The sequence below is a fragment of the Gorillibacterium sp. CAU 1737 genome, assembly GCF_039888655.1.
GTDB lineage: Bacteria > Bacillota > Bacilli > Paenibacillales > NBRC-103111 > Gorillibacterium.
The window spans coordinates 251,153-267,135 of the sequence record NZ_JBDQQO010000005.1 but is presented as its reverse complement, the minus strand read 5'-3'; the positions used below and the strand labels follow the sequence as shown (position 1 = coordinate 267,135).

The window sequence follows — 15,983 nt, the reverse complement described above, 5'->3', positions numbered from 1 at the left end:
GAAACCTTAGCTTCGTTCACGAAACTCTTGCGGGGTCATGTTCGAGAAGGCTTTGAATCGCTTGATGAAATGCGGCACCGCTTGATAACCGACAATCTGGGCGATCTCATAGATCCTCTTATCGCTGTTGCGGAGTAGATACGAAGCCATCTCCATCTTATACCGCAGGATGTAGTCGCTCAGATTGCTTCCTGTTCCCGCCCGGTATACCCTCGACAGGTAGGCAGGATGCAAACCAATATGCGCGGCGATTGTCTGCAGCGACAGCTGGTCGTTCATGTTCGCTTCGATGTATTTCTGAACCCGGTCGACCAACCCGGTACGCTTCTCGGAGGATTCCTCCGTTTGCTCCCGAAGGCTTCGGAGCATGAAGAAGGCCCACTTCTCCAATTGCTTGAGGCAAGGGGCCGCCGGCATCAGACCGAACGAAGGCGCGCCGAACTCGCTGAGCAGCTTCCCTCTCTTATGCGCCATATACTGATAGGCACCCGCTATGGCGAAATACGCTTCATTCGCATGCTCGGGGGGGTAGTTTACGCTTTTCAGTTCCGCAAAGATCTCGTTCAGCTTCTCCTCCGCTTGCGTCCAGTTGCCCGTATCGAGCAAATGAATCAAGAGCGGCGGCCGGTACAAGGACGTCAGCGTCCCAACCCGAACCGGTTCCGGTTTCCCTGCGATCCGCAAAAAGGTACCCTGCTGCGCCTCTTCGATCCCCCTCATACCGTCGATGACGGATCGATATAAGGCGGGAACGCCTTCCGGGAAGTACGCCCCGTTCTCAGCCAGTGCGATGGATACTTTGCCGTTCAATAGGGACTCTGCCTTCCTCTTTAACGCCGCTGCGCGGACTTCCAATGCATTCTGGAGGGTCGGCCCGTTCTCATCGGCTTCCTCCTTCGAGGAGACAAGAAAGACCAGATATTCATTATGATCGCGGCAGAACCATACATGAAAAGCGTCCCGAAGCCACTCCTCCGCCATATTCGTAACCGCGTATTCGACCAGCTCTTTATCCAATTTCTCATAGTCTTGAAGCTTGCCCTCCAGCCGCACGAGGAACAAGCCCACCTCCTGTTGGGGGGAGAATGGCAGGCCGAGCAGAAACAGCTTGCGCTCCAACTCCGTATTCGAGATTCCTTTCCCGTACAGCAGACGGTTCAGCAGCTCCCCTTGCAGGGCAGGCAGGCTTTCCCGGAAGGCGTATCCGTCTCGCTGCTGCTGTTGCTGCTGTTTTTTCTCCGCTGCGATTTCTTCCACAAGCTTGCCCAATGTCTCCCGCATCTGATCCGGGTTGACCGGCTTCATCAAATAGCCGGATGTATTGTAAGGGACGACGCTCTTCGCGTATTCAAAATCAGCGTAGCCCGAAATGACGACGATTTTGACCTGGCGCCCCAGATCGCGGATGGCTCGAATCAGCTCAATGCCGCTCATCTCGGGCATGCGGATATCTGTGATGACGATGTGAATGGTCTGTTCCTCGTAGAGCTGCAACGCTTCCTTGCCGGAATAGGCTTTATGAATGCGGCCGATCCCGAGCTCCTCCTTCGGAATCGTCGCGGCGAAGCTGTCCACCTGGGAGGGGATATCATCCACGATCAGAACATCCAACATCGTCCATCGCCTCCATCTCCATGATCAAGCCCACGCGAAGTCCACCCAAAGCGGAAGGGTCCACGACAAGTCCCGAGGACGACCCAAAGTAATGCTTAAGTCGCTGATGGACGTTTCGCATCCCGAGGCTGCGGTTTACCGTGCCCTGCGCCTCCAAGGAATGCCTCAGGTCATCTAATTCATCCTCGTGCATCCCGACGCCATTATCATCAATGAAGAGCTCCCAGCCCGCCTCCGTCCGCCTGCCGGTGATGACGATTTCAAACCTGCCCATCTTGCCTTCCATCCCATGGACGATTGCATTCTCGACGAGCGGCTGGATCAGCAGCCGCGGCAGAACCATCGCCATCAGGTCGTCATCGATCTGTTCGCGAAACGACAGGCGTTCCGATTGCATTCGGTGAATCTCCAGGTAGTTGCGAATCAGTTCCATCTCTTCGGACAAGGAGGTCAATTGCTGCTCCGTCCGGGTTGTATACCGATAGTAGTAGCTTAAGTGCTGGGTAAAGGCGACGATCACTTCGGTCCGCTCCAACTGCGCCATGCTTTGGATAAAAGCGAAATTGTTATAGAGGAAATGCGGGTTGATCTGCGCCTGCAAGTGCTTGAGCGAGGATTCTTTGGCATGCAGCTGCTCGGCGTAGACCTTGTTGATCAAGGTTTGGATATCCTCGGACATCAGGTTGAACTGCTCGATCAAATAATGAAACTCGTTGTGCGGTCCGCGTTTGATCCGATGGTCGTACACGCCTCGCCGCAGCAGCCTTACCGCCCGGATGAGGTCGTTGATCGGTTTCTGCACATTGCGGTACAGCAGGCCTGCCGAGGCAATCCCCATCAACAGCAGCAGCAAGCTGGCAGCATAGAACTTCCGCTTGCTGTGCTCGATCGGCTCCAGCACCTTTTTCATGGGCTGGAAGTCAATCAAGTACCATCCGAGGGAGGTGGACTTCACATAATTGACGAGATACGGTTCATTTTGAAAGGTGATCTTGACCGCGCCTTCGCTCTTGTCCTGCGTCTTGATGAGGTCGAATTGCTCCGTCATCTCCCGCACCTGCTCCAAATCGAGCCCCCGCGGCAGGATGGGCTCATCGCCCGGATGATAGAGGAAGGGCTGCCCCACGCTGCCGTTCATGAGCCTCTCCAACATTTTCTCAAGATTATGAGAGGAGAACGAGACTTCCACAAATAAGTTCGGGTCCGCCTCTTTCAAAGGCAGCTCGAAGGGCATGGTTAAATCCCGTACGAATGCCTTCTCCGGTCCCCGGTCAGATACGATCATGCGGTAATCCCAAACCCGCTGGCTCGCATTCCGAAAGTAGTCGGCATCGTATACTTGCTTCAAGTTTGTTGAGACGGCAACCCCTGAATGCGGCGAATAGATGGTAAAATCGTTCACCCATTCGAAGGAGGTGGATTGCATGCTTACCTTTTGCAGCAGAAGCCTCTTGGACGACAGCAAGGCATAATCCGGTTCGGATGATGGCCGAAGCTGCAGCTGCAGGGCATCCGGATCGGTGGCAATGACGAAGGCGGCTCTCCACAGCCGGTCCGCCTCGACATCCACCTGCTCCACAAAAAACCGGAGCCGATTCAAGTTGATCTGAAGCAATTCCTGCTCCACCACCGCCGTGCTGGTCTTATTGGAGGAATTGTATACCACGATAATCGGAATGAGCATGAGGACGATGACGATCATGACCTTGGTGAAGATGTTGAGTTTGCCAGCCGTTCCTCGTCTGACGATAACCATTCGAGCTCACCCGTTCGATCCGTGATTGATGCCGAGTGAATTCCGTTAGCGCCTATTTGCAAACCCGCTTTAGGTTTTCACCGAGCCGAGAACAATTCCTTTTACGAAATACTTTTGCAGGAAGGGATAGACGAACAGTATGGGCAAGGCTCCAATAAAGATTTGAGCAGACTTGACTGTGCGATTAGAAAAATTATCTATGCTTTCCAATGTTACACCGATTCTGGACAGATTGTCACTCACAATCATCGAATGCAAATAGGTAGCGAGCGGGTACTTGTTCGGATTGGACATGTAGATCATGCCGTCAAACCAAGAATTCCAATGGAACACCATCGTAAACAGCGACAGTGTCGCAATAGACGGCATTGATACGGGCAGGTAGACACTCCATAGCACCCTCAGATGGCCCGCCCCGTCGATAAGAGCCGCCTCCTCCAGTTCCAGCGGAACCGTCCGAAAGAAATTGAGCATCAGGATCATGTTCCATACACTAACGGCTGGAGGCAAAATCAAGGCCCACATCGTATCGATCATGTGCAGCTTGCTTATCAGAATATACGAGGGAATGAGCCCCCCTGAGAACAGCATCGTAAAGACGAAGACCCAAATGTAGATTTGACGCCCCGGAAACCGGTGGCTCGTCTTCGATAGGCTGTAAGCGGCCATCGTGATGACCGCCATGGAGATCACCGTACCGAGCACCGTCCGCTCTGCGCCAAGCCTCAAGGAATGCAGGAATGCGGTGTTGCCGATCGTCTTCGCATATGCATCTGTCGTAAAGCCGACCGGCCAGAAATTGACGAGATTGGCCGTAGCCGCCGCACGCGAGCTGAAGGACAGCGCAAGCACGTGAAGAAGAGGAAGAATGCAGACAAGCGACAGGACAGTAAGAAAGATCGTGTTCCCAAACGTAAAGATGGTATAGCCCTTCGAACGATAGCGCATGGTCGACCCCCCTTAAAAAATCCGGTAATTCGCAAGCTTGAACGCCATTCGGTAACTGATCACGATCAAGACAAAGCCGATCGCTGATTTGAACAGCCCGACCGCCGTTCCGAAGCTGAATTGTCCGCTGTTCAAGCCAACCCGATAGACAAAGGTATCGATGATATCCCCATGCGAGTACACCAGCGGATTGTACAAGTTCAGGATTTGGTCGAAGCCGGCGTCCAGGATTCGTCCGAGAGACAGCGTAGCGACAACGATGACGATGGGCATCATGAGGGGAATGGAGATCGAGATCACCTGCTGCCAGCGGGAAGCCCCGTCGATTTCAGCCGCTTCGTATAAGGCCGGGTTGATTCCCACCAGCGTGGCCAGGAAGATGATCGCGGAGAAGCCAAATTCCTTCCACACGTCGCTCAGAACGACCGTAATTCGGAACCATTGGCCGTCCCCCAGGAAGAAGATGCTGGGGATGCCGAACCCATTTAGAGCCCGGTTGACGATTCCGCCTTCCGTTGACAAGATATCGATCAGGATGCCGCCCAGGATGACCCATGACAGAAAGTGCGGCAAATAGACAAGCGTCTGTACCACTCTCTTGAAATACGTTTTGTGCACTTCATTCAGGAGCAGAGCGAATACGATCGGGATCACCAGGTTCATGATCAGTTTGAATCCGGCAATGATCAGCGTGTTCCAGATGACCTGCTTGCCGTCCGGGTAAGTGAACAAATACCGGAAATGATCGAACCCGACCCAAGGCGACCCCTTGATCCCGAGCCACGGCTCATAATCTTGAAACGCAATGACAGCCCCGAACATCGGAATATATTGAAACACGATGCTAAAGAGCAAAGCCGGCAGCAGCAACACATGAAACGGCCACGTTTTTCGCCAATAGGCGGCCATGAGCGCTCCCTTCCTTTCCTTGGAAAAATAGAGGAGGAGCAAGCCAAGGCTGCGCTCCTCCGTTTGCATGTTCATTCTTCTTCAACTGCAGCTGTTAATGGCAAGCGTTATTGGTTCTTCGCATACCAGTCGTTGACTTCGTCTGTGATCTTCTGGCCGCCGTTATCCAGCCATTGCTTGACGAACTCGTCGAAGTATTCGATTGGCTTCTCCCCGTAGATGATCTTCAGGTAGCTCTCGGTAGCGAGCTTCTTCAGCAGCTCACCCTTCGATTTCATCGTCGGTGTCATCGGACCGGTGTAATAGTTTTTGCCTTCGTTGACGGTTTGATTGATTCGGACACCTGCCGCATCGAGCTGCCTCTTCTTCATCTGTTTGACATCCGTTTCAATGGAGGTAACCGGTTCCGCATTCGGATCGGCCAGGAACTTTTTGACCGCTTCCACGTTGGAATGCGGAATGCTCGTAAAGTTGCCGAGAATATTCGTCATCATGAAGCGAATGTCCAGGGTAGCGCCGTCCTTAAGCGGCCATTGATCGGCCGGAACGCCTGCTGCCTCGAAGTTGCTCTTGATGATTTTTCCATCCTGTTTCACGTAATCGTAGCCTTCATGATACCCGTCCTTCCAACGCGGATCGAAGTAGGGGTCTCCGGCTTGCTCCAATTTCTTGGCGAAAATCTTGTTAAAGTAGGCGAACCAGGCTTCGATCTGATCGAAGTCCTTGTTGAATACCGTGAAGCCTTGAACAATGGGCTTCTCTGCACGGCCCACCAATCCGGTCGGACCGGTCGGAAGCGGATACGGCTCAAAATCGGCCTTCGGGTTATTCTTGGTCGCATCGCCTAGCGGCCAGTCGCCCATCCAGAACGGGCCGAACATGATGCCGGCTTTGCCGCTCGCCGTCAGCTCGGCGGCTTTGGCGGGGTCCTTAATGCCGGCTTCCGTATCGATGTAGCCCTTGCTCATCCAGTCCCTCATCTTTTGCAAATACAGCTTCGCATCCGGATGGATAGCGCCATAGCTGAGCTTGCCGTCCGCTCCCTTGTTCCAGAACAGGCTCACGTCATACGTATTGATCATTTGATCCGTAAGAGCGGAGACGATGGCATCCGTCTGCCCCATCCAGGTCCACGGGCCTTCCTTAAGCGGCACAGCCAGGCCAATCGTGTCCTTTACCCCGTTCTGATCGGGATCGTTATCCGTGAACTGCTTGAGAACGTTTTCAAATTCGTCCAGTGTCTTCGGCGGCTGAAGGTTCAGATTGTCCAGCCAGTCCTTACGAATCCACATCACGGTGCCTTCGTCACCCATGAAGAAGGCCGGCACACCGTAGATCTTGCCGTCTTTTTTGACTTCGCCCAGCGCATACCCGTACTTCTCCAGGAGCTTCTTGTACTCGGGATGCGCATACTTCTCGATGGCTTCGTCGAGCGGCATCAGCTTGTTGGCGGCGAGCAGGCTTTGCAGCGGGTCCCCGCTTGCTGCGAAGGCATCCGGCAGCTTCGCCCCGCTGGAGAGCAGGAGGCGCAGCTTCGTTTGGTAATCCTCCGGTTTGGTCACAATGAAATCGAATTTCACGTTGATGCCCATGTTTTCTTTCATCCAGCGGGTGTTCGCGTTGTCCTCCATCGATTCCCCGGCCTTAAACGCGTTGCCGCGGGAGGTCCCATCGTCGACAATAGCCGTCGTAATGGTAACGGGAGGATCAAACTTCTTGTTCCACAGCTCTGTTGCTTCTCCCGTCTTTTGGGTTTCGGATGGGCTGCTGCTGGTTGTAGCGGCCGGGCTTGCTTTCTGATCATTGCTCTTGTTGCAAGCGCTTAACGTCGGCAGCGCTCCAATAACAATGCAAAGTGTTAGTAATCTTGCAGCCTTCGCATAACGACTCATAAAATACCCCTCTCTTTGGCATTGGCGGTACAATCAAAATTATAGAAACTCCGAGGGAGTGCGTATATATTCCATTTTTAACGTCATATCGCAAAACGCACATTTGCTTCCACGAACCAGGCAAATGAAAGAACGCAAAAAGCCCGAGCTCAGAAAGCTCAGGCTTTTGCACTGCTGATCGGATTTCGACTGCAGCTCATCGTTTCTGCAAATACTCATCTGTTATCATCCGGCAGGGATCCTTGGCGTCATACTCCGTATTGATCAAATACTCAATAAACAAATCCTCCACTTCCATGCTGTCTATGGATGCGTAATAGCCAAATACCTCCTCAATCAACCCTCTCCAATTCGGATCGTGCAGGATTCGTCTGGCCAGCTTGAGCGCTCTCTCCGGCTCTTGCAGCTGCAGCTTCTTAAAAATCATCTCCAGCTCGAATTCGGCATCCTCGTCCCGCCTGCCCATCACATCCTCAATTTGTTCATTCGAGGTATCATCTGCCATATCCGAAAACGCAATGGATAGATAGTCCGGGTAGTTTCGTCTGCCGAAATCATAAGGTGGGGGAGTCGCCTCCTGCTGCCATGCCTTCTTGCAATCACGAAGGAAATCCTCCACCTCCTGAGCCTCAAGCTGGGGTTTGACGGAGTTGCTCGTCTTCTCCAAATAAGCCGCAATCCTCTCCGGTCTTTGAAACAGGTCGAGGGAGTAGAGTTTTCCGCCGGCATAGAGTCTGTTCGGTCTCTTGTCCAGGTCATAGCCCAAGCCCGTCACTTTAATAATCGTTAAGCAGTCGATTGTCTTGTTTTCCAGATAGGCGGCTGTTGCTCGGTGATGTCCGTCCAGCAGGGTACTCATGAATCCATCGTAGTAATAGGCGAGTCCGGTCATGACTTTTCCATTCCGAATCAACTCTCGGTAATAGGCAACTCGATCTTGATTCAAGCCTTGAAGGCTCTGGGAGGGAAGCAGAAATCGAGGTGTACCGGGATAAGAATGAAGCTTGTAATAAACTTCGGCTGCTGCTATATACGGCTTCTTGGAACTCGTTAAGTTCCAGAAAAACCGATCTGTTCCATCCGTTGGAATCGTCTCGATGCGGGTTAACAAGTAGTACCCGTCTTCCAGGATCGACAGCATCGGCTTCATCGGGTCAAAAGCTTCCCGAATGTCGCTCCCCAGATCTTGTGTGCCTTTGATGGTGTCGATCAGGCTCCGGGTAACGTTCTCCTTGCCCAACCCGATACTTAGAACCTTGGCACAGGTGGGGCAGTACATTTCATCTCCATAGCTGTTGATTAACGGCTTGTTATCCAATAGCAGAAATTCGCAGGGCTCCCCGTTCTTGTCCCTCCCATAACGAATGGACAACTTTCCCAATCCTTTATTCACACGGAATAAAAGAGCGTCCTTCCCCCATGGTTGGTTTACGCCAGGAATGAAATCTTCGTACTCGATCGGTTCTGCAAAAAAATTGAGTTTCATAAGATCCCTCCTCCAGTTGGTCTTATTATCTCGAATGAAGCAGCTCCTGAGAAGGGCACAAGTATGGCGAGGAAGGGCTGTATACCAACGAACGCTCTGGTGAAGTGTTCGACCTTCCACGAATAAGAGGCGCAGCCATTCGTTCGGCTGCGCCCCCCCTTTCCACCCTCATTCCGTCGCTGTCCAAAGGTCCAGCGCCAAGGAACGAATCACTCCATGCGGATGATTCCGATAAGCTCGGAGCCGATTTGCGCACTCGGCATTCCAGCCTCGTTCTTCTCCGGCCGCTTGAAGCACAGTAAGCCCGATGGCTGTCGCCTCGTAACTCTCGCTGGCTTCCAATGTGTCCACAACAATCAACAGGTTGTTCGGCTCCCAATAGCCCTTGCTGTTCCTCAGATTGTCCATCACTTGTCTGGAGGCAGCGGACAGAAGATAAGGCTGCTGCTTCAAGCATCGGGCCACACGGGTCAAATCATCAGCAGCGGCTCCTGGGTGATTCCAATCGATAATAGCGATCTGCAAGGAGATGACCAGTTGCTGCAAGGTCTCCTGAGGAGCAAGAACGTCCATTAGCTCCCGGAACAAGGGAGCGAGAGGGAGCCGCGTGGTCAGGGGAAGCGAGGCCAGTCGCCCAATCAGCACCGCCAACCGCTGCCGGTGCGGTAGATCCCGCTCAGGGGAAGCATTCCATTCTGCTTTTATGGAGGCGTCCGCCAAATCACGGACGATATCCACAACCCGTGCACTTCCCTTGCCATCTCGTACCGCTTCGAGAAGTGCGTTCATGGCGCTACGCCAGCGGACACCGTCCTCCAGATTTAGAATCGCCTCTCCGGCTGCGGCCGCCACGATCTCCTCCTGTCCCACCGTCCATTGACCCAGTGATTGGAAAGCGGTGTGTCCCACTGTCGCGTCTGCATGGCCGGCGACGGCAAGAAGGAGGGTCAGATAGCGAGCTCGAAACTCCATGGGAAGCTCTGCTGGCCGTTGAGCCAGCAAGCTGACGGCGATATCGCGCTGCGGAGAAGCGGCCATGGCACTCAAGATCATCCAACTGCGTTCATCGTTCAGCAGTTGCTTCGCGGCATGTCCGATGGCGATGACGACGTCCTTATGGGCTTGCGGCTTCTCAAACTCCTTCAACAGAAGCTCCATGCTCTGAGGGCTTCGATAAGCTCCCAGAAGCCGAATGGCTTCCTTGCGCACCGTGATCTTTAGCTTGTCCCGAGATAGAAGCGTCTGAAGCTGGTTGACCACTAGGAGCGGACTTATCCTGCGGATACAGCGCGGAACCGAGTACATGGCTACACGAGCCCGGTCGCCCTCCACATGCTCCAGAAGAAGGGGAAGTGCCTTCTCCGGCGATTCGGTTAACGACAGAGCATGCAGCGCAGCTTCGGCCATATACACATCCTTATCGCCAAGCAACTCCGTCACCCGTTCCGGCCAAAACTCAGGCATTCGTGCCATCGCACGAATCGCCATGGAACGTTCATGCTGGCTGCGCTTGGCGTCAAAGGCGACCCGTTCCAGCAAAGCGCGAAATGCCTTTTGCTGACGCGGCAGCCAGCGGTGAAACCCATCCAAAGCCGGAAGGAGATAGATGGTTTTGCCCGACAGGAATTTGCCTTTGATCACAGTGCCTGCCAGGAAGGGATCCAAGTCTTCCTGCCGTTTTCGGTGCAGATGATCAAACACTTCCCTTACGGTAATAAACGACTTATCTTGAGACAGCAATTCGCGTACTCTAGCGTCGCGTGTCTGAGGCGAAGCAAGCCAGTATCGAGCAGCCTGAGCAGCGGTAGAAGCGGACTTCACCTCTGTTGCCTCCTGCAGCATGCTTTGCAGCTTCCTCAGCGAGTACCCCCGTTTGCCGAACCAGGCTGCGAATTGCAGCATGAGGTTGTAATTCTCTCTTTTTGCTTCTTCTTTCAGAAAGGGAGCCAGCCTATCAAATAGCAGCGCTTCCATTCCAGAAGGCAGATGCAGGCTAGAGAAAGACGGCAGCACCAGTTGGCCGTTCTGCTTCATCAGCTTTGTGAGCGTGCGCAGAGCAAAGGCAAAGAGCTCGTCCTGGGGCTGGGAAGCATGCTCGCGCATCAAGCCGAAGGCCCATCGTTCGACTTGCATTCGAGTCGAATAAGAAGTGTCCCGCGCTTCTACTACGCTGTCTATCAGCAGTTCCAGATCGGAAAGCTGCTCCGCCTGGTAGAGGAAGGCCGGGCTATTGGCCAATTCGGTGAACACGGCACACCGTACCGGGTCCTGATCGTTCTTGATCCTCTTCAAGAACGCGACGGTCGTCTGCATTCCCCGCCTTGACAGTGCCGTACACTTCACCAGCTGGGCCAAAGCCGCAGCCCGTTCATCCGCAATGGAAGCAGCGGTCGCCTGCTCCAATGGCTCTCGGGCATGCTCGACCAGCCGACGCGCGGTGATGCGGAGTGTCCTCTCCCGACTATCCTTGATTTCGCGAAGGCCCAGCATCCGGTTCGCTTCCTTGTCGCGCAAGGCATGGGGCAGCTCATCAAGCAACTGCTCAGGGAAGACGCGTGCGGCGCGGGCATCCTCATCGTAAGCGGCTTCAAACAATTCGCATCGTTGGGAAGGTGCCAAGCGATGAAGCATCTTGGCGAGGTGATGCGGCTGATCGGCAAGCAGGACCGCTATAGCGGTCCACTGCTCCAGGGTGAAATAGCGTCTCTTCTTCAGAACACTTTCCGGCACGCCCTGCTGGATCAAGTCCCCCCGCGCTTCTTCCCGCGTAAGCAACCGATAGACGGCATTCGCATCGAAGCGGATTAAGCAGCCCAAGTTCTGCCTCAGCACAGGATGCAGGTAATCCTTCGGGCCGTGCTGCAAGGCGCAGGTGAGCACCACCTCTGGCTTCAGTCGGCTAAGCGCATCCATAGCAGACGAGAAGCGCCACCATACCCGATTCTTCTCGCGAATAGGTTCATTCTCCAGGGCCGTTTGGAAATAGGCGCCCATCACCTCCGGATGACGTTTGGCGACGTCGTTCCAATTGGAGACCGCGTAGCCGATCACCTCCAGCCACTCTCGAACCATCGCTTCCCCGCAGGCAGATAGAAGAATAGCGGCTTCTTTCGCTCCCCATCGGGTGTACACCGTAGGCAGCAGGCGCTCTGCCACTTCTTGGCGATTGTGAATGGACAGGCTGCGAAGGAAGTGAACCCGCCCCTCCGGTGATAGGCTCTCCCGTTGCAGCTCTTTCTCGATTACTTCAGTGGAAGCGGCCCCGGCGAGCAGACCCGCCGCCCGCTTCCGAACACCAACAGCCGAATGCTGGAGTGCCGCCTGTATCAGAGGCACGTCGCGAGTCGCCTCCGCACCGGTCAACGCCAGCTGCGCTTCATAGGAGCCGCCCTCCAGCAAGGAGGAGAGCAGGCGGGAATACGCGGCGGCATCCTTGTTTTCCCGGCCCAGCAGGGCGACTTCCTTCATCCGATCGGAGTAACCTAGTGAATCCAATGCTTTCAGCAGTTGAGTTTTATCCAGATGTTTCGGATGGAACATGACAAACAAGCTCCCCTTCCCATGATCACTCTTGAATGAAGACATACGTGTGATCCGTGGACCGTTCTTCATCAAAGCGGAAATTCAACCGATGAAACGCCTGAATCCCCTCTACAAAGTCGATTTGGTGCTCCGCCATGAAGCGGACCATCTCGCCTCGGGCCATCTTGGCTAAGGTTCCTTTTTCTACAACCTTGCCGTCCACATCCTGCCCGAACACGCATGTGACAAAGCGAGTCTCCTTACTCAGGTAAGGAGAAATGCTCTTACTGTATTCCTTGGAGGCTAAATTCAGAATGCAGCGGCTCTCCGACTCCAGCTGATCCGTAAGCTTCCGGTTCCAGAACGGATAGAGCGAACAGAAATCTGGCCCCTCCAGCTTCGCCTGCATCTCCAGCCGGTAGGGGACAACGCCGTCAAAAGGCCGCAGCATCCCGTAAAATCCAGACAAGATGCGCAAATGCTCCTCAAGGTACTCCAGCTCCTGCTGTTCAAACACGCCTGGCGCTAGGTGCTGGTATTGAAGACCTTCATAGGCAAAGAGAGCCGGTGTGACTTGGCGGGTTAAGTTCATCTTCCGAAACCGCTCCACGTTCAGCGTGGCGATGGCATCGTTGCACTTCCATAACGACTTGGCTTCCTCATAGCTTAGCTTTTGGATTAGGGCCAAGAGCGTTTCCGACTCGCGGATAAATTGCGGCAATTGGCGGCTGCCCAAAAAATCGTTGTCGGACTTCATTTTTTTGGCAGGTGAAATCAGTACCCTCATGATCTTCCTCTTCCTCAATCAACCTGTTCGCGTTAGACGCGGAGCATACCGCGGAAACCTCTCGCCCCATAGTAAGATTCCGCCCCGTTGTGATACAGGAAGACGGTATCGTAGCGTCGATCGCAAAAGAGAGCTCCCCCAAGCTCCCGAATGCGGGCAGGCGTCTGCACCCAACTGGAGGTCTTCAGATCGAATGCTCCGATGGCTTGCAGGCTCCGGTATTGCTCTTCCGTTAGGAGCTCCACGCCCATGGCTTCTGCCATCCCGACGGCGCTATTTTGCGGCTTGTGTTCCTTGCGGGACTCCAATGCTTCCGGGTCGTAGCACACGCTCCTTCGCCCCTTCGGACTCTCCGCTGAGCAGTCACAGAAGAGATACTCGCCCGTCTCCGCGTTCAAATCCACCACGTCCGGTTCGCCGCCTGTTCGCTCCATCTCCTGCAGCGACCACAGCTTCTCGTCATGTGCCTCGAGCCTTGCTTGTACGTCCGTCCAGTTCAGCTCTGGATGACGCGGCTGGTTTTTCTCGAATCGAGTTTTTAACGTGGCAAGGAGTTCTTCCCGCTGGTCCGGCAGAAGAGCTTTTGAAGGTTCGATGTTAGCGTTTGTCATGGTCCACGGCTCCCTTTTCGTAATTTTTAGGTGTCAAAATGATTAAATGTAGTGGAGTCCAGCACTTTATGCTGGACAAACCCTCGTCGATCCTTGAAGTAGGAGTAGGTTTGTTCCTATTGTACCATAGAGGCAGGAAGCAGAAGGAATTCACCCATGGCTGCATCACGCCCGGATCAGTTCTGCCGAGAGGTCATGATACCTTTTGTTTGAAGGAGTGGGCGTAGCCTGAATGACCGTGACGATCTTTTGCTGCGGATAGACGTTCAGCTCCTGCCCGCCACATAGAGGCAGTCTTTGGCATTTACCCCTTTGGCCAGCTCCTTCGCCAGCTTGATGCGTTGGCTTTCCCCGCCCGAAATGGTGGGGGTTTTTTGACCCAGCGTAAGATACCCCATCCCCACGCGCTGCAAGGTGGTCAGCATGGAACCAATCTGCTTGTCCTTTCCTTGGAAAAAGGCAGTCGCCTCGTCTACGGTCATGGCAAGAATATCTCGAATGGTTTGGCCGTCTACCTTCACCTGCATCGCTTCCGCTGTAAATCCGGAACCGCCGCAGCTGTCGCATTCCACATCCACATATTGGCCGAAGCCAACCGGATAATGGACGACTCCTTCTCCTTTACAGAAGATGCAGCCGCCTTCTGCGTTCACCGAGAATCGCCCGGCGGGAAGCCCGCTTTCTTTGGCGTAGAGCGCGCGGACTCGGTCAAACATGCCCGTATACGTAGCCGGACAGGACAATCGGCTGCCGCCGATCGGTTTTTGGTCGATAACCAGGCACTTGTTCAGGTACTCCGTACCATAAAGCCGGACACCCGAATCCTCCTCATCATCCCCATCCTCCTCGTCGTCCTTCTCTTTGGGGTGGAGCACTTCCTTTAGCTTCGGGACAAGCGTGTCCGAAAGGAGGCTGGATTTCCCACTGCCCGAAACTCCGGCAATCCCAACCATGACACCTAAAGGAAATTCAACGGTTACCTGTTGAAGGTTGTGCCGGGTCGCATTCTCGATTCGAAGCTTCTTCGCATTCACGACCGGTCGAAATTCTGTGCGAATGTCCCGTTCGCTCTCACTTGTTAAATAGGGTGCCGTCTTGGAAGCTCGACACCCCAAAAACTCTTCCGGTCCCAAATCAATGAGATAGTCCGCACAGCGCATGAAGGTGGCATCATGCTCAACCGCCACAACCGTGTTTCCGCGTTTCACAAGACCTTTTATGATATCCATTAGCTTTTGCTTTTCGATTTCATGCAAGCCGATAGTAGGCTCATCAAACACAAAAATCATGGAATCCATATCGGCAATAATGGTGCTGGCGAGAAAAAGACGCTGCAGTTCACCACCGGACAAGGTGGGAATGGGGCGGGCCAAAGCCAAATGATGCAGCCCCACATCCATCAGACAGTCCAGCTTCGTCATGACTTCGGTAAGCAGTTGGGAAGGCTTTATCTCAGCACTCTTCAAAAACTCGCCCAACTCGCTGATGGGCATCTGCTCCAGCTCAGAGATGGTTCTCCCTGCGATCCAGGTATGGGCTGCCTGTTCCCCAAGCCCGCTCCCGTTGCATTTCGGGCAAGATCCCTTATGCAGGATCCCCGCTTGGGACAACAGCCAACGCTGCCTGCCGCTGATATCCTTGTTCTTCCCGATGGATAACAGCCAGGGAACGATCCCGCCCAATCACCGAAACCCCGCTCCCCAGGCATTGGACGCACATGCCCTTGGCCGAATTTCTCTGAAACATTTCCATCGCGAGCGGAATGCCGTCCTCATACTCGGGAGCACGTTCTCCATACTGTGCAAACAAGATAGCCAGCAAGCTCCCGAGTTTGGTGCGAGTGCCCACGGTGCTGCGCGGATTGGACTGCCGAATCATTCGCTGTTCCACCGCTACCGTTGGGGAAAGCCCCGTCATCCTGTCGAAGGTCGGGATGCTGTCCACCAGAAACGACGTGCCGGAAAACATGAGATAGCGGCGTTTGCCCTCCTCATACAGGGTGTCAAAGGCAAGGCTGGACTTCCCGCTTCCGGACACACCGGTAATAACCGTCAGTTTGTTTCTCGGTATTTTTACATTGATTTCTTTCAAATTATGGATTCGAGCGCCATGGATTTCGATAAACTCAAGGAGGGGAGCGAACCATTCAAAGGTGCAAAAAACGCCGTCATATAAGCGTGTATCGATCTTTTCGAGAAAGAGATCCTCGTTGATGGAATATAATTTCGAACTAGCTTGAAACGCACGAATCGCTTTATATAGATCACGGGCCACCTCCGCGTTGATCTCCCGGTAATGATGTCGCCCGATGTAATGAAATCGGATGCAGAGAGGTAACTCCAGCTTTTCTTCAACAAATCCATCTTGTTCCCCTCTATTTTATGGGTCAGCCCATAAAAGACTCCATCGTCCTTGGCATGAAGAAGTTGGGGACGGTGAGTATCCCAAAATTCCAAGG

Annotated in this window: 11 protein-coding genes; all 11 read right to left on the bottom strand. The window is 53.9% G+C overall.

Features of this window, described 5'->3' with window-relative positions; all coding sequences use genetic code 11:
- Positions 1 to 6: 6 nt before the first annotated feature.
- On the bottom strand, positions 7 to 1,614 hold the full coding sequence (locus AAFN83_RS12875) for a response regulator transcription factor (RefSeq protein ID WP_347769938.1): 1,608 nt from the start codon (positions 1,612 to 1,614) through the stop codon (positions 7 to 9).
- Positions 1,589 to 3,370 carry a sensor histidine kinase gene (locus AAFN83_RS12870; protein WP_347769936.1) on the bottom strand — a complete coding sequence of 594 codons (1,782 nt, stop codon included), beginning with the start codon at positions 3,368 to 3,370 and terminating at the stop codon, positions 1,589 to 1,591. The genes AAFN83_RS12875 and AAFN83_RS12870 overlap by 26 nt, the downstream gene beginning before the upstream one ends.
- 69 nt (positions 3,371 to 3,439) lie before the next feature.
- Positions 3,440 to 4,318, bottom strand: coding sequence for a carbohydrate ABC transporter permease (locus AAFN83_RS12865; RefSeq protein WP_347769934.1), 879 nt, complete (start codon positions 4,316 to 4,318; stop codon positions 3,440 to 3,442).
- A gap of 12 nt (positions 4,319 to 4,330) precedes the next feature.
- A complete protein-coding gene (locus AAFN83_RS12860) occupies positions 4,331 to 5,227 on the bottom strand; it encodes an ABC transporter permease (protein ID WP_347770213.1) in 897 nt (298 codons plus the stop codon).
- 107 nt (positions 5,228 to 5,334) lie between these two features.
- Positions 5,335 to 7,119 carry an extracellular solute-binding protein gene (locus AAFN83_RS12855; protein ID WP_347769932.1) on the bottom strand — a complete coding sequence of 595 codons (1,785 nt, stop codon included), beginning with the start codon at positions 7,117 to 7,119 and terminating at the stop codon, positions 5,335 to 5,337.
- Positions 7,120 to 7,315: 196 nt separating this feature from the next.
- Positions 7,316 to 8,605, bottom strand: coding sequence for a hypothetical protein (locus AAFN83_RS12850; RefSeq protein WP_347769930.1), 1,290 nt, complete (start codon positions 8,603 to 8,605; stop codon positions 7,316 to 7,318).
- A gap of 168 nt (positions 8,606 to 8,773) precedes the next feature.
- Positions 8,774 to 12,145 carry a HEAT repeat domain-containing protein gene (locus AAFN83_RS12845; protein WP_347769928.1) on the bottom strand — a complete coding sequence of 1,124 codons (3,372 nt, stop codon included), beginning with the start codon at positions 12,143 to 12,145 and terminating at the stop codon, positions 8,774 to 8,776.
- A gap of 25 nt (positions 12,146 to 12,170) precedes the next feature.
- Positions 12,171 to 12,914, bottom strand: coding sequence for a peroxide stress protein YaaA (gene yaaA, locus AAFN83_RS12840; RefSeq protein WP_347769927.1), 744 nt, complete (start codon positions 12,912 to 12,914; stop codon positions 12,171 to 12,173).
- A 32-nt stretch (positions 12,915 to 12,946) separates the two neighbouring features.
- Positions 12,947 to 13,525 (bottom strand): DUF4256 domain-containing protein, encoded by a 579-nt coding sequence (locus AAFN83_RS12835; protein ID WP_347769925.1) that lies wholly within the window; start codon positions 13,523 to 13,525, stop codon positions 12,947 to 12,949.
- A gap of 266 nt (positions 13,526 to 13,791) precedes the next feature.
- Positions 13,792 to 15,207: an excinuclease ABC subunit UvrA gene (locus AAFN83_RS12830; protein WP_347769923.1), complete on the bottom strand. Its 1,416-nt coding sequence runs from the start codon at positions 15,205 to 15,207 to the stop codon at positions 13,792 to 13,794.
- Positions 15,110 to 15,799 (bottom strand): P-loop NTPase family protein, encoded by a 690-nt coding sequence (locus AAFN83_RS12825; RefSeq protein WP_347769921.1) that lies wholly within the window; start codon positions 15,797 to 15,799, stop codon positions 15,110 to 15,112. The genes AAFN83_RS12830 and AAFN83_RS12825 overlap by 98 nt, the downstream gene beginning before the upstream one ends.
- Positions 15,800 to 15,983 lie beyond the last annotated feature (184 nt).